Source organism: Streptomyces flavalbus (genome assembly GCF_042674625.1).
Lineage (GTDB): Bacteria > Actinomycetota > Actinomycetes > Streptomycetales > Streptomycetaceae > Streptomyces > Streptomyces flavalbus.
In genome coordinates this window covers 4,601,429-4,618,841 of record NZ_JBHTEB010000001.1, presented here as the reverse complement: position 1 = coordinate 4,618,841, position 17,413 = coordinate 4,601,429, and the positions used below count along the sequence as shown (strand labels likewise).

General features: G+C 72.3%; 17 protein-coding genes and 1 pseudogene. 4 read left to right on the top strand and 14 right to left on the bottom strand.

All coding sequences use genetic code 11. The annotated features are described in order from the left end of the window. Positions 1-8: 8 nt before the first annotated feature. From ACFQZ6_RS20845 to ACFQZ6_RS20805, 9 genes are all read right to left on the bottom strand, one after another. A complete protein-coding gene (locus tag ACFQZ6_RS20845) occupies positions 9-662 on the bottom strand; it encodes a TetR/AcrR family transcriptional regulator (protein WP_381611340.1) in 654 nt (217 codons plus the stop codon). Positions 663-722: 60 nt separating this feature from the next. Then, positions 723-1,025 (bottom strand): DUF4229 domain-containing protein, encoded by a 303-nt coding sequence (locus tag ACFQZ6_RS20840; protein WP_381611338.1) that lies wholly within the window; start codon positions 1,023-1,025, stop codon positions 723-725. 92 nt (positions 1,026-1,117) lie between these two features. Next, positions 1,118-1,642, bottom strand: a complete 525-nt coding sequence (locus ACFQZ6_RS20835; protein WP_381611336.1) for a GNAT family N-acetyltransferase — start codon at positions 1,640-1,642, stop codon at positions 1,118-1,120. A 16-nt stretch (positions 1,643-1,658) separates the two neighbouring features. Further along, entirely contained in the window at positions 1,659-2,306 is a 648-nt protein-coding gene (locus ACFQZ6_RS20830; protein ID WP_381611334.1) for a UdgX family uracil-DNA binding protein, read from the bottom strand. 71 nt (positions 2,307-2,377) lie between these two features. Further along, the gene (mqnE, locus tag ACFQZ6_RS20825; protein WP_381611332.1) at positions 2,378-3,541 is read right to left on the bottom strand and encodes an aminofutalosine synthase MqnE; all 1,164 of its coding nucleotides are present in this window, start codon (positions 3,539-3,541) and stop codon (positions 2,378-2,380) included. 49 nt (positions 3,542-3,590) lie between these two features. Beyond that, complete coding sequence (locus ACFQZ6_RS20820; protein ID WP_381618499.1) at positions 3,591-4,046, bottom strand: Lrp/AsnC family transcriptional regulator; 456 nt, start codon at positions 4,044-4,046, stop codon at positions 3,591-3,593. 66 nt (positions 4,047-4,112) lie between these two features. Further along, positions 4,113-4,757, bottom strand: a complete 645-nt coding sequence (locus tag ACFQZ6_RS20815) for a UbiX family flavin prenyltransferase (RefSeq protein WP_381611331.1) — start codon at positions 4,755-4,757, stop codon at positions 4,113-4,115. A gap of 84 nt (positions 4,758-4,841) precedes the next feature. Continuing rightward, positions 4,842-5,750, bottom strand: coding sequence for a menaquinone biosynthesis prenyltransferase MqnP (gene mqnP, locus ACFQZ6_RS20810; RefSeq protein ID WP_381611329.1), 909 nt, complete (start codon positions 5,748-5,750; stop codon positions 4,842-4,844). Next, the gene (locus ACFQZ6_RS20805) at positions 5,747-7,204 is read right to left on the bottom strand and encodes a menaquinone biosynthesis decarboxylase (RefSeq protein WP_381611327.1); all 1,458 of its coding nucleotides are present in this window, start codon (positions 7,202-7,204) and stop codon (positions 5,747-5,749) included. The genes mqnP and ACFQZ6_RS20805 overlap by 4 nt, the downstream gene beginning before the upstream one ends. A gap of 87 nt (positions 7,205-7,291) precedes the next feature. Between ACFQZ6_RS20805 and ACFQZ6_RS20800 the strand changes: the two genes are divergently transcribed. Then, positions 7,292-7,618 (top strand): PLD nuclease N-terminal domain-containing protein, encoded by a 327-nt coding sequence (locus ACFQZ6_RS20800; protein WP_381611325.1) that lies wholly within the window; start codon positions 7,292-7,294, stop codon positions 7,616-7,618. A 1-nt stretch (position 7,619) separates the two neighbouring features. After that, positions 7,620-8,501: a LysR family transcriptional regulator gene (locus tag ACFQZ6_RS20795; protein ID WP_381611323.1), complete on the top strand. Its 882-nt coding sequence runs from the start codon at positions 7,620-7,622 to the stop codon at positions 8,499-8,501. Here the strand turns inward: ACFQZ6_RS20795 and ACFQZ6_RS20790 are convergent. The 3 genes from ACFQZ6_RS20790 to ACFQZ6_RS20780 form a co-directional block, all read right to left on the bottom strand. Further along, positions 8,398-9,345, bottom strand: coding sequence for a DMT family transporter (locus ACFQZ6_RS20790; protein ID WP_381611321.1), 948 nt, complete (start codon positions 9,343-9,345; stop codon positions 8,398-8,400). The two genes, ACFQZ6_RS20795 and ACFQZ6_RS20790, sit on opposite strands and share 104 nt — an antisense overlap. 109 nt (positions 9,346-9,454) lie before the next feature. Then, entirely contained in the window at positions 9,455-10,732 is a 1,278-nt protein-coding gene (locus ACFQZ6_RS20785; RefSeq protein WP_381611320.1) for a phospholipase D-like domain-containing protein, read from the bottom strand. A 118-nt stretch (positions 10,733-10,850) separates the two neighbouring features. Continuing rightward, on the bottom strand, positions 10,851-11,969 hold the full coding sequence (locus tag ACFQZ6_RS20780; RefSeq protein WP_381611318.1) for a DUF6777 domain-containing protein: 1,119 nt from the start codon (positions 11,967-11,969) through the stop codon (positions 10,851-10,853). 171 nt (positions 11,970-12,140) lie between these two features. Between ACFQZ6_RS20780 and ACFQZ6_RS20775 the strand changes: the two genes are divergently transcribed. Further along, the gene (locus tag ACFQZ6_RS20775; RefSeq protein WP_381611316.1) at positions 12,141-12,518 is read left to right on the top strand and encodes a response regulator; all 378 of its coding nucleotides are present in this window, start codon (positions 12,141-12,143) and stop codon (positions 12,516-12,518) included. A 14-nt stretch (positions 12,519-12,532) separates the two neighbouring features. Here ACFQZ6_RS20775 and ACFQZ6_RS20770 read toward each other — a convergent pair whose 3' ends face one another. Both ACFQZ6_RS20770 and ACFQZ6_RS20765 read right to left on the bottom strand, forming a co-directional pair. After that, entirely contained in the window at positions 12,533-13,204 is a 672-nt protein-coding gene (locus ACFQZ6_RS20770) for a response regulator transcription factor (protein ID WP_381611314.1), read from the bottom strand. A 13-nt stretch (positions 13,205-13,217) separates the two neighbouring features. Further along, the gene (locus tag ACFQZ6_RS20765) at positions 13,218-15,044 is read right to left on the bottom strand and encodes a sensor histidine kinase (protein WP_381611313.1); all 1,827 of its coding nucleotides are present in this window, start codon (positions 15,042-15,044) and stop codon (positions 13,218-13,220) included. Between the two features lie 235 nt (positions 15,045-15,279). Between ACFQZ6_RS20765 and ACFQZ6_RS20760 the strand changes: the two are divergent. Further along, a pseudogene (locus ACFQZ6_RS20760) lies at positions 15,280-17,404 on the top strand (hypothetical protein). Positions 17,405-17,413 lie beyond the last annotated feature (9 nt).

Sequence of the window (17,413 nt, the reverse complement as noted above, 5' to 3'; positions counted from 1 at the left end):
CTGACGCGTCAGGGCTGGTCGGGCGGCGGAGGGGTCCACTGGCGCCCCTCCATCAGGCTGCCGAGGCCCGCCCACGCGAAGTTCATCAGCGTCGCCGTGGTCTGCCGCGCGGTGACGCCCGGCGTCGCGTTGGCCCACGCGGCGAGCGACTCGGCGGCCCCGACCAGCGCCTCCGCGAGCCCGGCCACCTCACGCTCGGGCAGGTCCGGGTCGCGGTGGGCGTCCCGCGCGGCGGCGGCTATCAGCCCCGTCACGAAGGCGACGATCTCCGCGCGCAGCGCCGTCACCTCGGCGGCGAACCGCTCGCCGTGCGTACGGGCGTGCAGGTGCAGCACCCGCCAGGCGTCCGGGTGCCCGGCGGTGTGCGTGAAGAACGCCAGCAGCCCGTCCCAGAGTTGGCGGTCGGCGGGCAGTTCCGGTACGACGCCCAAGCGCACGGCGGCGAGCAGCGCGGTGGCCTCGCGGCGGATGCAGGCGGTGAAGAGGTCGTCCTTGGAGTTCAGGTACAGGTACACCAACGGCTTGGACACGCCCGCGAGTTCGGCGATGTCGTCCATCGACGCCGCCATGTACCCCCGTTGCCCGAAGATCTGTACGGCGGCGTCCAGCATCTGCTGTTCACGGACGGCGCGCGGCATCCGCTTGGTCTTCACGGCACCCATGGGGAAAGACTACGGTTCACGCACCCGTGCCCCGTGCCGCTGCGGACGGTCCGGGAAGATTCAGGACGTCTGGCCCTGCGCCGCCCGCGCCGCGTCGTCGGCCAGGTCCTCCTGGCTGCGGTTGGCCTCCATGTCGGCCTTGACCCGGTCGACCTTGCGCACGATCTGCTCGGAGGCCCGGTCCCGCTCCTTGCGCAGCACCACGAAGCTGATCGGCGCGGAGATGACCAGGGAGAGCAGCAGCACCCACATGCCGTTGGAGTCCCCGAGGCCGCGCGGTGCGACGCCGGAGTAGACGAGGCCCCAGACGACCACGAGGCAGCCCACGAAGACACCGAGGCGCATCAGCGTGTAGCGGAGCATCTCAATCCACTCTTCCTTCACCGGAACATGTCCACCGCGTTTTCCACCGTCCAGTGAAGCACGGGGACCGGGAGATCTTGGACGGGGGTGCGTCAGCGCAGCGTCAGCAGCATCGTGATGTCGTCGCGGAGGTCGTCCGGCGCCACCCGGATCGCGTCGGGCACCCGGCCGACCTCCTTGTAGCCGCAGGAGGCGTAGAACCGCTCCAGACCGAGCCCGCCCCGGCAGGTCAGCCGGATCGCGTCGAGCCCGCCGATCGAGCGGGCCGCGTCGGCGGCGGCGGCCAGCAGCTCCCGGCCGTACCCGCGCCCCTGGTACCGGGGGTGCACCATCACCGTGTAGAGCCACGCCCAGTGGGTCATCAGCCGGTGCGTGTTGAAGGTGAGGAACGCGGAGGCGGCCAGCCGCCCGTCCTCGTCACGGCCGACGACCAGACGGCTGCGGCCCTCGGCCATCGCGGTGAGCTGCCTGAGCAGCTCGGGCCGTATCGCCTCCCGCTCCACCGGCGGGACGAACCCGACCGCCCCGCCCGCGTTGGACACGTCCGTCCACAGGTCGAGGAGGCCGTCGCGCAGGGCCGGGGTGACAGGGGGGTCAAGAGTGTAAGTAAGCGGCACCTGGGCATCGTAACCCTTACGGCAGTAGTCGCGCCCCTACTTCGAGGTCCGCGACCAACCCCTGGTACGCGCCCTCCCTGTCGTCCGCCCGCAGCACCGCCGAGGGGTGCACGGTCGGCACCAGACGCTCCGGGCGGCCGTGGATCTCCTCCTCCAGCACCGTCCCGCGCACCCGCGTCACCCGGAACGACGACCCCAGCAGCGCCTTGCCCGCCGTCGCGCCCAGCACCACGATCAGCTCCGGCTCCACCAGCGCCAGCTCGGCCGCGAGCCAGGGCCCGCACGCCGTCATCTCCCGCAGGCTGGGCGCCTTGTGGATACGCCGCTTACGGGGCTCGGCCCGGGTGAACTTGAAGTGCTTGACGGCGTTGGTGACGTACGCCTCCCCGGGATCGATCCCGGCCTCCGCGAGCGCCCGGTCCAGCAGCTTCCCGGCGGGCCCGACGAACGGCTTCCCCTGCCGGTCCTCCTGGTCCCCGGGCTGCTCCCCGACGAGCATGACACGGGCGTCCACGTCCCCCGCCCCGAAGACGGTCTGGGTGGCGTCCCGGTGCAGCGGACACCCCCGGCAGCCGGAGGCGGCCCGCCGCAGGGCTTCGAGGTCGCCGCCCTCGGGGACGAAGGGCTCCGCGGTGAAGGCATCCTCGGGAGCCTTGGTCATCATGCGCCCCGAGTACCCACCCCAGGGGCGCGGGGAACTGCGCGACCAGCCCCCCACCCACCCGCACCCGAAGATCAGACCCGCATCGGCTGAGGCATCTCCCGACGCCCCGCGTCAGCCCCCTCGTACTCCCGGATCACCTCGTACCGGGTGTTCCGCTCCACCGGCCGGAACCCCGCGTCCCGGATCAGCTCCAGCAGATCGTCCCGGGTCAGCTTGTTCGGCGTGCCGTAGTTGTCCGCGTCGTGGGTGATCTTGTACTCGACGACCGACCCGTCCATGTCGTCCGCCCCGTGCTGGAGGGCGAACTGCGCGGTCTGGAGCCCGTGCATGACCCAGAACACCTTCAGGTGCGGCACGTTGTCGAACAGCAGCCGCGACACCGCGAACGTCTTCAGCGCCTCCGCCGGGGTCGCCATGGTCGTCCGGGCCTGGAGCCGGTTGCGGACCTTGCCGTCCTTCACGTCCACGAAGTCGTGCTGGTAGCGCAGCGGGATGAAGACCTGGAACCCGCCGGTCTCGTCCTGGAGTTCCCGCAGCCGCAGCACGTGGTCGACGCGGTGCCGGGGCTCCTCGATGTGGCCGTAGAGCATGGTGCACGGGGTCTTCAGACCCTTCTCGTGCGCCAGCCGGTGGATGCGCGACCAGTCCTCCCAGTGGGTGCGGTGGTCCACGATGTGCTGCCGGACCTCCCAGTCGAAGATCTCCGCGCCACCGCCGGTCAGCGATTCGAGTCCCGCGTCGATCAGCTCGTCCAGGATCTCGCTCGCGCTCAGCCCGGAGATCGTCTCGAAGTGGTGGATCTCGGTCGCGGTGAACGCCTTCAGGGACACGTTCGGCAGCGCCGCCTTCAGCTCCCGCAGCGAGCGCGGGTAGTAGCGCCACGGCAGGTTCGGATGCAGCCCGTTGACGATGTGCAGCTCGGTGAGGTTCTCGCCCTCCATCTCCTTGGCGAGCTTCACCGCCTCCTCGATGCGCATCGTGTACGCGTCCTTCTCGCCCGGCTTGCGCTGGAAGGAGCAGTAGGCGCAGGACGCCGTGCACACGTTGGTCATGTTGAGGTGCCGGTTGACGTTGAAGTGGACGACGTCGCCGTTCATCCGCGTCCGCACCTCGTGCGCGAGCCCGCCCAGCCAGGCCAGGTCGTCCGACGCGTACAGCGCGATGCCGTCCTCGCGGGTCAGCCGCTCACCGGAGCGGACCTTCTCCTCCAGCTCGCGCTTGAGCCCGACGTCCATGCGACACCTCTCTCGTGGAACCGACTCCGACCACCGTACGCCCCGCCCGTCACACCTCTTCGGGCAGCTCACCCACGCGGTTCTCCCACTTGGTGGAGAGCACGATGGTGGTACGGGTCCGGGAGACGCCCTTCGTCCCCGACAGCCGCCGGATGATCCGCTCCAGGCCGTCCACGTCGCTGGCGCGCACCTTGAGCATGTACGAGTCGTCACCCGCGATGAACCAGCAGTCCTCGATCTCCGGGAGGTCCCGCATCCGGCGCGCCACGTCCTCGTGGTCGGTGGCGTCGGAGAGCGAGATGCCGATCAGGGCGGTGACGCCGAGGCCCAGCGAGGCGGCGTTCACGGTGGCCCGGTACCCGGTGATGACACCGGCCGCCTCCAGCCGGTTGATCCGGTCGGTGACGCTGGGGCCCGACAGTCCGACCAGGCGCCCCAGCTCCGCGTACGAGGCCCGGCCGTTCTCTCTCAGGGCCTGGATGAGCTGCCTGTCCACCGCGTCCATGCGATCGATGCCTTCCACTGAAGAGAGTCGAGTGAGAAAAGAAAGGGGGAGGAAGGGCGCGGGAACTCAGGGGCGGGACCCGCCGAGTTCGCCCTTCCAGCGGCCGTAGAGCCGGTGCGGGACACCCACCGTGTCCAGCACCCGCCCCGCGACGAAGTCGACGAGGTCCTGGATGTGCGTGGCGCCCGCGTAGAAGGCGGGCGAGGTCGGGACGACGGACGCCCCGGCGTCGTCCAGCGCGACCAGGTGCCGCAGCGTCTGCCCGGTCAGCGGCGACTCGCGCACCGCGACGGCCAGCGGGCGCCGCTCCTTCAGCGTCACGCTCGCCGCCCGCTGCAACAGGTCCTTGGACAGCCCGAGGGCCACCCCCGCGACACACGCCGTCGAGGCGGGCACGATCAGCATCCCCCTGGCCCGGTACGACCCCGACGACGGCCCCGCCGCGAGGTCGGCGGCGCGCCAGTACCGCACGTCCGACAGGTCCACGGTGAACGTCCCCGGCTTGCCGTCGGCGCCCCGGGCCAGCCATTCGGCCAGGTCCTCCCGCCAGTGGCCGTCCCGGAAGGAGATGCCGGTCTCGTCGAGCAGGGTCAGCCGCGAGGCCCGGCTGACGACCAGGTCGACGCTCTCCCCGGCCGCGAGCAGCGCCCGCAGCACGGCAGCCGCGTACGGCGTCCCGGATGCTCCGGAGACCCCCACGATCCAAGGCACGCGCTGCGTTTCTCCTGCGTTCACATCACGAGCCTACCGGCGCGGTGACCCGACCTCAGGACGGGTGGGTGCCTGAGACGTACCTCAGACCGTCAGACCCCGGACCAGCAGATCGAGCAGCGCGCACACGAACAGGGCGATGCCGATGAAACCGTTGACGCTGAAGAAGGCCCGGTTCACCCGGGACAGGTCGTGCGGGCGCACGATGGAGTGCTCGTAGCCGAACGCACCGGCGACGATCAGCAGGCCCAGCCAGAAGAAGGCGCCCGCGTCCGTCGCCACCGCGTACCAGGCGAACAGGGCCGTCGTCACCACGTGGCAGGCCCGCGCCCCCCAGATCGCCGCCGGGACGCCGAACCGGGCCGGGACCGAGCGGACGCCGATCTCGCGGTCGGTGTCGACGTCCTGGCAGGCGTAGATCAGGTCGAAGCCGCCGATCCAGATGCCGACCGCGAGGCCCAGGATCACGGCGTCCCAGGACCAGGACCCGGTGATCGCCAGCCAGCCGCCGACCGGTCCCATCGCCTGGGCGAGGCCCAGGATGGCCTGCGGGAAGTTCGTGAACCGCTTGCCGTACGGGTAGACGACCATCGGGACCACCGCGACCGGCGCGAGTGCCAGGCAGAGCGGGTTGAGCAGCGCCGCCGCGCCCAGGAAGACCGCCAGCGCGACCAGGGCGCCGGTCCACGCGTGCCGGACCGACATCGCGCCGGTGACCAGTTCGCGGTGGGCGGTGCGCGGGTTCCGGGCGTCGATCTCGCGGTCGATGATCCGGTTGGCGGCCATCGCGAAGGTGCGCAGGCCGACCATGGCGAGGGTGACCAGGAGCAGGCGGCCCCAGTGGATGTTCTCGTCCCACTCGTACATCGCGGTGAGCGCGGCGATGTAGGCGAAGGGCAGCGCGAAGACGGAGTGCTCGATCATCACCAGGCGCAGGAAGGCTTTCGTGCGCCCCGGCTGCTGGGGAAGCGCCGCTGAGGCGGAGGTCGTCACAGGCCGTACTCCTTCCAGCGGCGGTCGACCAGGGCCGCCGTATCCGGGTCCGACTCCACCATGTCCGGCCACCCCCCGTCGCGCGTGTACCCCTCCTCGGGCCACTTCCTGGTCGCGTCGATGCCCGCCTTGCCGCCCCAGAACTGCTGGTAGGAGGCGTGGTCCAGGTGGTCGACCGGGCCCTCGACGAGGGTCAGGTCGCGGGCGTAGTCGGTGTTCCCGAGCGCCCGCCAGGCGACCTCGTGCAGGTCGTGGACGTCGCAGTCGCTGTCCACGACGATGATCAGCTTCGTCAGGGACATCATGTGCGCGCCCCAGATCGCGTGCATCGTCTTCTGCGCGTGCTTGGGGTACTTCTTGTCGATCGAGACGATGGCGCAGTTGTGGAAGCCGCCCGCCTCGGGCAGGTGGTAGTCCACGATGTCCGGAATGATGATCTTGAGGAGCGGAAGGAAGAACCGCTCCGTGGCCCGGCCCAGCGGCCCGTCCTCCGTCGGCGGCCGTCCCACCACGATCGACTGGAGCAGTGGCCGCTTCCGCATCGTCACGCAGTCGATGGTCAGCGCCGGGAACGGCTCCTGCGGCGTGTAGAACCCGGTGTGGTCGCCGAACGGCCCCTCCGGCAGCATCTCGCCGGGCTCCAGCCACCCTTCGAGGACGACCTCGGCCTGCGCGGGCACCTGGAGCGGCACCGTCTTGCAGTCGACCATCTCGATCCGCTTGCCCGCGAGGAACCCGGCGAACAGGTACTCGTCGATGTCGCCGGGGAGCGGCGCGGTGGAGGCGTACGTCACGGCGGGCGGGCAGCCGAAGGCGATCGCGACCGGCAGCCGCTCCCCGCGCCGGGCCGCGACCTGGTAGTGGTTGCGGCTGTCCTTGTGGATCTGCCAGTGCATCCCGATGGTGCGCCGGTCGTGGCGCTGGAGCCGGTAGAGACCGAGGTTGCGGATGCCCGACTCGGGGTCCTTGGTGTGGGTCAGGCCCAGGTTGAAGAAGGACCCGCCGTCCTTGGGCCAGGTGAACAGCGCGGGCAGCTTCTCCAGGTCGACGTCGTCGCCGGTGAGCACCACGTCCTGCACCGGCGCGTCCCCGGACTTCACCTTCTTCGGCGGTACGTGCGTCATCGCGCCGAGCTTGCCGAACGCCTCCCGCACCCCGACGAACCCGTGCGGCAGCTCCGGCTTCAGCAGCCCGCCGATGCGCTCGGAGATCTCCCCGTACGACTTCAGGCCGAGCGCCTTCAGCAGCCTGCGGTCGGTGCCGAAGACGTTCATGGCCAGCGGCATCGCCGAGCCCTTGACGTTCTCGAAGAGCAGCGCCGGGCCGCCGGACTTCTGCACCCGGTCGACGATCTCCCCGACCTCCAGATACGGATCCACCTCGGCCTTGATGCGCTTGAGGTCGCCCTCGCGCTCCAGGGCCCTGAGCAGCGAGCGAAGATCGTCGTAAGCCATGGGGACCAGTATCCCCGAGGGGCTACCCTGGCCCCGTACCTGGGGGCCGCGTCCGGCGCCCCCACCCCCCCTTCGCTGGAGAAGCCAATGCTGCGGGTGCTGATGTTCCTCGTGCCGCTGGCGCTGAGCATCTACGCGTTCATCGACTGCATCAGCACGAAGGACGAGGACATCCGCCACATGCCCAAGCCGCTGTGGGCGATCCTCGTGCTGCTGTTCCCCCTCGTCGGCTCGGCGTCCTGGCTCATCGCGGGCAAGAGGCGCAGCCCCGCCGCCGACGGCTGGTCGGGGGTGCGGGCCCACCGCTCCCAGCAGTGGGTGGCGCCCGACGACAACCCCGAGTTCCTGAGGTCCCTCAAGGACGAAGAGGGCAACGACGACAGCGACGACAAGAAGAACCGGAACGACCCCTGACATGGAGCTGCGGCTGCTGGTCACCTTCGAGAAGGTCGCGACGGTCCTGAGCTTCACCCGCGCCGCCGCCGAGCTGAGCTACGCCCAGTCCAGCGTGACCAGCCAGATCCGCGCCCTGGAGTCGTCCCTCGGCACCGAGCTGTTCGACCGGCTCGGCAGCCGCATCCAGCTCACCGAGGCGGGCGAGCGGCTGCTGCCGTACGCCCGGCAGATCCTGGAGCTGACCGAGGAGGCCCGTACGGCGGTCACCAGCGCCGGGGAGCCGGAGGGCACCCTCACCGTCGGCACGATGGAGTCGCTGACCAACCACCGGCTGCCGCCCCTCCTCGAACTCTTCCACCACCGCTACCCCGGCATCCGGCTCGCCCTGCGCACCACCATCGGCGACGAGACCCGGCAGGCCCTCCGCCAGGGCTCCTACGACCTGGGGTTCCTGATGGAGGCGGAGACGGACCACCCCGGTCTGGAGACGGCGGTCCTCGCCGCCGAGCCGCTCGCCCTGGTCGCCGCGCCCGGCCACCCGCTCACCGGCGCCCCGCCCGCCACCGCCGACCTGCTGGCCCACCCGCTGCTTGCGACCGAGCCGGGCTGCGCCTACCGCGACCTCTTCGAGCGGGAGCTGACCTCCGTGGCGCCCGTCTCGTTCATGGAGTTCGGCACGATCGAGGCGACCAAACGGGCGGCGGCGACCGGTCTGGGCGTCGCGCTGCTGCCCCGGATCGCGGTCGCCGCCGAGCTGGCGGAGGGTGCGCTGGTACGGCTGGAGTGGGAGCCCCCCTTCACCCTGTGGACCCAGCTCGCGTGGCGGGCCGGGAAGCGGCTTCCGGCCCACGCGCGACTGTTCGTGGAGCAGGCGCGGAAGCTGCTCGCCGAGCAAGGGTGACCCGCAGGCTGGCCAGCACGATCAGTGGCACGCCGAGCGCCTGCACGAGCCCGATGTGGTGGCCGTAGACCGCCCAGTCCATCACCATCGCGACCGCCGGGTAGACGAACGCCAGGACGGCGATCTTCGAGACCGGGAGCTGGGCGTAGGCGGCGTACATGAGCACGTACATCAGCCCGGTGTGGATGAGGCCGAGCCCGACGAGCCAGCCCCAGTCGGCGCCGGTGCCCGCCATCGCCCCGAACGAGGCGAACGGCAGCAGCAGCGGTATCCCGACCAGCACCTGGACCAGGGCGATCAGGTGCGGGCGCACCCCGGTGATCCGCTTGGTGACCAGGGTGGAGAGCCCGTACAGCAGGGCGGCCAGCAGCGCCTGCGCGACGCCGGTGACGTACCCGTCGCCGCTGCCGAAGTCGCCGGGCGTCACGCCCGACACGAGGACGAGGCCCGCGAAGGCCACGCCGATCCAGCCGACGGTGGCGGCGGTGAGCCGCTCGCGGAAGAGGAGGGCGCCGAGCAGGACGACGTAGAACGGCTGGGTGTGGTAGACGACGGTCGCCACGGAGATCGACGTGTTCTCGTACGACTGGAAGAGGAACACCCAGTTGAAGACGATGAACACGCCGCCGAGGACGGCGAGGCCGAGCGTGCGCGGGGTGAACCCGTGCCCGCGCAGCCACCCCCGGGCCACGACGTAGGCACCGAGGGCGAGGGCGCCGAACAGCACCCGGAAGAACACGACGTTGAACGGGGACGCCCCCGACTCGACGACGAAGATACCGAGGGTGCCGGACAGCACCATGGCGGCGGTGAGTTGGGCGGTGCCCTTGCTCTGTGAGGTCATGCCCAGGACGCTACGAGCGGGCTGACCTGCCGGTCCACGGCCCAGTGGGGCGTCCTGCCGATGGGGCCATCGGCCGCGCCGATGGCCCCTGACAGCCGCCCCGGCCCCCTCAGCCTCCGCAGGCGGAGCGGATCTTGTAGAACGTCGACAGGTACTTCGAGTGGTAGCTCGCGCTGGTGATCCGCACGAAGGACTCGTCGGCGGACCGCAGCGAGGACCCCGTCAGGTTGGCGCTGCCCGTGTAGACGCGGGGCGTGATGCTGCCGTTGTAGTCGCCGTCGATGAGGATCTGCTTGTTGTGCGGCCGGACGTCGATCCCCGGCCCGTTGGGGATCATGCAGGCGCGGTGCTGGATGTTCGCCCCGGTCAGCTTGGACTTCACCGCCGACCCGGCCGACGCGTAGATGATGTCGATCCAGCAGCCCTGGCCGCGGAGCTGGGCGAGCTTGTCGGCCACCTGGACGCGGGAGTCGTTGAAGTAGAGCATGACGATGCGGATGTCCGTCTGGTGCCGGTTCCCGTCGGTGCCGGTGTAGGCGCAGGACACCTCGTCCAGCACGTTCACGATGGTGTCGGTGGACGGGTTGTTGTACGAGGAGTCGCCGCGGGGGAAGAAGTAGCCGCGGTAGGTGGACCCGGTGGGGGTGGAGAAGTACACGTTGTTGTTGCCGCCCGACAGGTACCGCCCGGCGCGCAGCTTCTCGTGGTAGCTGGCGTACCCGTCGTAGACCGCGCTGTCGGCGAAGGTGACGGCGTCGTTGAACGACTCGACCTTGTACCAGTTGGACAGGTTGGAGGAGGTCTGGAAGACGACCTTCGAGTAGCTGGTCCCGTCGTCGAAGGGGCCGATCTTCGAGAAGAGGAAGAACTTGTTGTGGTTGTACGCCGGTCCGGGCGGCGCCACGGCGAGGCAGCCCCGCTGGACGTCGTCCACGCCGTCGTTGTCCTCGAACCGGTCGTCGCAGACGACGACCCAGGACCGCGCGCTGTCGTTGCTGCCGAGGGCGGCCTTGAGCGACTGGTAGGCGGGGTTGGTGTACTGCTGCCCCTCCCCGTTGACGTAGGTCGAGTCGTCCACGATCAGCTTGACGTCGACCCCGCGCCGGTGCGCGGCGATCAGCGCGTCCGCGACCTCCTGGTCCCCGAACTCGAACATCGACGCGCGGATCGACTGGCCCGCCGGGGTGGCGTCGATCAGCGCGACGAGCTGCGTGAAGATCTCCTTCTGCTGACTCGCGGTCCCGAACGGGTCGTTGAAGGTGGGCCCGTTGATGACGGGCTTGGTCAACGCGGCGGCCTGTGGGGCGCCGCCGAGCATGACGAAGCAGAGCAGCGCCAGGGCGCAGACGAGCGCCCTGGCGGATGTGCGCGGGCGGGTGCCCAGCATGTGTCCCCCTTGTGGAAGCCGACTTCCGTACGGACACAGGAGGCTAGCGGCGGCCCGTCGCCGGGTCTGTCAACTCGGGCGGTACCTCGGGGCGGTGGGTAAACCACGGTCGTACCCGTCAGCCGGTGTCCGGGGTCTCCTCCTCCCCGGCGTACTCGCCGTCGTCCGGGGCGGCGGAGGCCAGCGGGTCCACGGCGTCCGTGGGCGAGGGGTCGGGGTCGGGGACGGTGGTGCCGTCCGAGGCGATCGTCAGGGTGATCCCGGAGCCCGCCGGTACCTCCGTGCCCGGGTCAGGGGACTGGGCGAGGACCGTGCCCGGGGCCGCGGTGTCGGAGAACTCCTCGACCGTCGTGACCTGCATCCCCTGCGTTTCGAGGGTCGCCGTCGCGTCCGTCGCGGGCCAGCCCTGGACGTCGGGGACCGTGACCGTGTCCGTCGGCGCGGAGTCGGACGGGGTCACCGAGGGGTTCTCGGGGTCGGGGGCCGTCGGCAGGGGCGTGTCGTCCGTGCCGTTGGAGCCCGCCTCGCGGGCCAGGCCCGCGTCCGGGTCCTCGACGTCGACCAGTTGGTAGACCTCCACCGGGTCCTCCTCCGGCGCCGGTTCCACCTTGGCGACGCGCTTCTCGTCGTACGACGTCCACTTCTTGTTGCGGCCGTCGAACTCGACGTCGGCCTCGTCCACGGAGTGCTCGAACGCCCTGAGCGGGTTGCCGCAGCTGCACTGCACCGCCGGTACGCCCAACTCGTCGACGAGGACGGCGATGCCCGCCTCCAGCAGCGCGTCGAAGGGTGCCGCCCTGCCCTTCTTGAAGTCGTGGTTCCTGACCAGCGTGTCGGTGCGCAGCAGCACCGGCGTCAGCTTCTTCACGTAGCCGTCGATCTCGCCGATGCCGCCGAGGCCCTTCACGTCGGCCCACTCGCGCGCCTTGCGGCGGTTCTCCGGCGCCTGGAGGAAGTCGACCAGCGCCGCCTTGTCGCAGTGACCGGCGTCCCGGGTACCCCCGTACAGACCCGGGTCGCCGCCCTCCAGTACGCCGCCGAGGCCGGACAGCGCGGCCCCGATGGCGATGTCCTTGCCGAGGTTCTTGAAGAAGGGCGCCGCGGCCGGAACCCCGCGCGCGACCGCCCGTACGGCGACCCTGCTGGCAGGAACACACGCCGTCGACAGCACGCCGACGACGGCCAGCACCGCCACCAGCGCGATGACCGCGCGCCCGCTCCCCCGTGTGCGTTTCATGAGCGTCCCCCGTTGCTCCTTCCGGACGTCCGCCCACCGGACGGTGGGCGGTCACGTCAGTGTGGGCGGGGGGCGGGGGCGCGCACATCGGGGTGGGCACGGGACCGGCGCGGGCGGGGATCCGTGTCGGCACGGATGACGGGCGCGCCGGGTGGTGGTCACGATGGGCACATGCCGCGCACGGTGCTGATCGTCGACGACGACCCCCAGTTCAGGGCGGTGGCGCGGCTCCTGCTCGAAACCGACGGGGACCTCGCCGTGGCGGAGGCGGGCACCGGCGCGCAGGCGCTGGCGGCGGTGGCGCGGGCGCGGCCGGACGCCGTGCTGCTGGACATCGCGCTGGCGGACGGCGACGGCTTCGAGGACGGCTTCGCCGTCTGCCGCGCGCTGCACGCCGCCGCCCCCGGCACGGCCGTGGTGCTGTGCTCGGCGCGGGAGGCGGAGCTGTACGGGGAGCGGATCGCCCGGTCACCGGCCGTGGGGTTCCTGGCGAAGGAACGTTTGTCCGCCGCCGCGCTGGCGCGGCTCGCCCGGTGGCGGTCCCCGTGAGGGCCGGTGCGCCGTCAGTCGTCCGAGGCGAGGTACAGCAGGACCGCGCGCACCCTGCGGTCGTAGCGCTCCTTCGCCTCGGGGCGCAGCTCCAGCTTCTCGAAGACGGTGTTGACGTGGTCCTCCACCGTGCGCTTGCTGATGGTCAGCTCGGCGGCGATGGCCGAGTTGGACAGGCCCCGCGCCATCAGTTGCAGCACCTTGAGCTGCTGCTCGGTCAGCGCGGTGACGAGGTCGCGGCGGTGCGGGGTGCGGTAGAGGGCGCGCTGGATCTCGCCGTCGATGGCGTACCGGCCCGCGCCGACCTCGGCGACGACGCCGGTGACGAAGTCGGGTCCGGTCACGCGTGACTTGAGCTGGTAGCCGATGCCTCCGGCGGCGGCGTTCGCGGGTCCGGCGGCCAGGAGGTGCCGCAGGTGGGTCAGCTCCATGTCCTTGGAGAGCAGCAGGATGCCGACGCCGGGGTGGGCGCGGCGGATGTCCACGGCGGCCCGGAGCCCCTCGACGGTGTGCGTGGGCGGCATCCGGATGTCGACCACCGCGAGGTCGGGCCGGGTCCCGGAGACGGCGGCGCGCAGGGCGTCGGGTTCCATGGCCCGCCCGGTGATCTCGTGGCCCTCCTCCTCCAGGATCAGCGCGAGCCCGCGCAGGTACACGGGGTCGTCGTCGGCCAGCACGATCCGCATGTCCGTCCTCCGTTCAGCCCTGGCCGACCCGCGCGGCGGCCCCCGGTCCCGTCGGCAGCACCGCCTCGACGGTGGTGCCCCGGCCCGGCGCGCTGCGCACCGTCAGTTCACCGTCGTAGGCCGAGACCCGGTGCCGTAGCCCGAGCAGTCCCGTGCCGCCGCCGTGCGGGTCGGCGCCGCCGACGCCGTCGTCGGTGACGGTGAGCCGCAGGTGGGTGCCGTCGTGGGTGAGGGTGACGTGGATGGTGTGGGCGGCGGCGTGGCGGAGCACGTTGCTGATCGCCTCCTTGGCGACGTAGTACGCGGTGAGTTCGACGGGTCCGGGCAGCGCGGGCAGCCCGGTGGCGCGCAGCTCGACCCGGAGCGGCAGGTCGGCGGCGAGGGAGCGCAGGGCGGGGACGAGGCCCGCCTCGCTGAGGACGACGGGGTGGATGCCGCGGGCGGCGACGCGGAGTTCGGCGTGGGCCTGGTCGAGGGTGGCGAGGGCGTCGTCGAGGAGGGCGGCCACACCCGGGTCACCGGGGGCGCGGTCGAGGCGGCGGCGGGCCAGGCGGAGCTGGAGGCCGAGGTTGATGAACTTCTGCTGGGCGCCGTCGTGCAGGCCGCGCTCCACCTCGCGGCGCTGTTCGTCCCCGGCCTCGATGACGCGGCGGCGGGAGGCGCGGAGTTCGGCGACGAGGGCCTGGTTGTCGAGTTCCAGGGCGGCGGCGGAGACGACGGCCTCCAGCACGTACCGGTCCTCGCGCAGCGCGGGGTCGTGGACGAGGACGCCGACGCGCCGCCCGCCGCGCTCCAGGACGCTCGTCCACTGGCCCGGCGCGGCGGTGAGCGGTCGGCCGTCGGTGTCGACGTAGCCGTCGCAGTCGGCGGCGGAGGAGCCGTCGGGCGCCGGGAAGCCGAGCTGGAGCGAGGGGTCGTCCAGGGTGCGGGCGAGTTCGTCGCGCAGGGCGGCGCGGGAGGTGACCGGCAGTCGGCGCAGCAGCTCGGCGACGGCGGTGCGGCCGAGGCGGATTCGCCACACCCCGGCGAGGAAGGCGAGCGGCAGGCACAGCACCGACAGGTGGGCGGCGGTGATCAGCGGGGTGTGGGACCAGGCGCGGTCGGCGCCGAGTGCCGCGTCCAGGGCGGAGGCGAGGCCGCCCGTCAGGCCGACCGTGAGCGGCGGGGCGAGTTCGCGCCGGTAGGGCCGGGACGCGGCGGCCCAGCGCCACAGCAGCACGGCGACGACGGCGGCGCTGACGGTGAGCTGTACGGCGTCGGTGAGCTGGTGGAGCCAGGGCACGGGGCGCAGGAGCAGCAGGTTGGGGGTGACGGAGGCGTGGAAGGGCACGCCCGCGGGCTGGAGGACGAAGGCGCTCGCGCAGCCCACGCCGAGCAGCGCCCGGTCGGCGACGGCGGCCACGGCGCCGTCCTCGGCGCGGGAGCGGAGCCTGCCGTAGGGGAAGACCAGCAGGAGCGGGATGAGGAAGCCGGTGGACGCGGAGCGCGGGAAGAGGCCGATGGTGTGCAGGAGGGGGTCGGTGGAGATCTGGAGGTCCTCCGCGAACCAGCCGATGCCGACGAGCAGCATCAGCAGGCCGACCGCGTTGCCGGGGCGCCGCAGCCGGGCGAGCAGTCCGGCGGCGAGGTAGAGGCCGCCGACGGCGCCGGAGAACAGGGTCGAGGTGGAGTCGGCGTACCGGTCGGGCGCGGTGACCGCCAGCACCCAGGCGCCGAAGGCGGCGCCGGACGCGGCGAGCAGGACGGCGGTACGGGTGCGCCGTGGTGCCGTACCCGCCGTGCGGACCGTCGTCGCCGGTGACCGGATTCCGGTGACCGGTCGGGCCGTCGCCTCCAGCACCGCCCTCACCCCCTGACGGCCGTCCCCCGCGCGCCGCTCCCCGTGGCGCGGGGCTCACGGTACGCGTCCGGGCGGTTCCTGTGCGCGTTCCCGGCGAAAGTGCCCCGGGCGGCGGGCGGAGGTGGTAGACCCCGGGCTGATTTCGCGTCAGATCCGTGACCCAACGGACACCAGACGCCCTGTTCCGGATCAACCCCCTCTTCATAAACTGGTGTTGGTGGAGGGGGACACGAGGGTGGGCAGTCGGCTGTACGGGCGCGGGGCGCTGTTCGACGCGGAACCGGCCGGTCTTGCCCCGCGGCTGGTGGGGCTGCGTCCGCACCGGCACCGCGCCACCCAGGTCGAGCATCCGAAGGAAGTGCCGTTCGTCGTGCTGACCGGCGCGCGGGGGCTCGGCAAGAGCGCCGTGCTCGCGGAGTTGCGGGACGCGTACAAGGGGCACACGCCGGTCGCGTTGGTGGACTGCGCGGGCGCCCAGTTCGCCCGGCCGCCCCTCGGCCGCCCGGAGGAGTCCTGGTCGCCGCTGGCGCAGGCGCTCCTCGAAGCGGCCGAGCAGTTGGCGGAGCCGGTCACGGGCGCGGGGCGAATCCAGTTCCCGCGGCTGATGTCGGGGCTGGTCGCGGTGGCCGCGAGCGGCTGGGCGGACGCCGACTCGGAGCGCATCCGCACCGAGGTGGAGCGCATCCTGCTGCTGAACGAGAGCGGTTCGTGGATCACCGGGGTGGCGGGCCGCTGGGCCACGCGGGTCGCCGCCAACGTGGTCGCGGCGGCCACCTCGACGGCCGGTCCGCTGCTGACGGCGGCGGTGGAGGCGACCCTCGACTCGATCTCCGAGGGCTTCGGCAGCAGACGGCACCAGCGGGCCGCGCTCTGGTACCGGGACTACCCGAACGCGGGCGGGCACGCGCGCCGCGGGCTGATGCTGCTTGCCGGGCACTTCCGGGCGGGCGGCGCCTCGCGCGAGCACGCCGAGCGGTATCTGGTGCGGGCGCTGCTGGCCGACCTGGCGGACGCCTACACGGGGGTGCTGCCGCGGATGCAGCGCATCGGGCGCCCGCTGGTCCTCGTCGACAACGCGCAGACGGTGCCGGGTCCGGGGCTGCTCGACGCGGTGCTGCGGGACCGGGCGGAGGGCGTCGCCGACCAGGTCGCCTTCGTCGCCGGGCTGCGCGGCGACGGGCGGACGACCGCGCTGCGGGCCGCCGTGCGCCGGGAGCTGCCGGAGGTGGCGCGGCGCGCCGACTGGGCGCCGGATCCGGGGGCGCACTCCTCGCGTGCGCTGGTGGTGGCGCTGTCGCCGCTGTCGCCGGACGACACCCTGCACCTGGTGGGCGCGGTGTGCGGGGAGCTGGCGGTGCCGCCGCAGCTGCCGCACGCCATGCACCGGCTGACGGGCGGCAATCCGCTGGGGGTGGAGGTGCTGGCGGAGTCCGCGGCGCAGCACCCCGACGACGCGGGGTCGCTGGGCGCGCTGGTCACCGCGGAGGTGCGGCTGCGTGAGCACGGCGAGGCCGAGCCCGCCTACCGGGAGCTGCTCGACCGGCTGGTGCCCGCCGACCGCCTGGACGAGCTGACGGTGCTGGCCGCCGCCCACGACCACGACTCGGCGTGCGCGCTGGCCGAGGCGCTGCTGCCGGACGACTTCGGGCCCGCGGACGTCCGGGCGTTGCAGACCCGGCTGGCGGCGGAGGGGCTGCCGGTGGTGCCGGGGCAGTTCGTGGGCAGCGCGTTCACCCGCACCCTGCTGCTGCTCAGGCTGCACCACCGGGACGCCGACCACCGCCGCTGGCGGGCCGCGCACGAGACGCTGATACGGCACTATGACGCCGCTGATGCCAACGGCGAGGACCGCGCCCGCTACCGCCTCCACCACCAGCTCGCCCTGGGCCGGACCGACGCGGCGGTGGACCACCTGCGGGACACCTTCCCGACCCTGGACACCCGGGTGTGGCTGGAGACGCTGTCCTTCGTGGCGTCCGCGCCGTACTTCCACGCGCACGACGCCGAGGGCCGTGACCACGCGCGCCCGGTGGACGGGCGCACGGCGGTCGCGCTCGGCCGCACGGACGCCGACCAGCGGGTGCCGGACGGCGCGGACACCGCGCTGCACCTGCGGATACGGCGGCTGCTGCACGCGGTGTGGCAGCTCACCGATCCGCTGGTACTGCCCGAGGAGCGGGTGTGCGACCGGCTGCGCTTCGAGCTGGAGCAGTTGTCCAACCTGCGGCCCGCGGGCAACGCCCTGCTGTGGGGCCTCGCGCGACTGGCCCGCGGACGCCCTCGCCGGGCGGCCCCTGCGCGCGGTGGACGACGCGGACCCGGACACCGCCGCCGATGACGACCGGGACGGAGACGGCTGATGGCGCGGA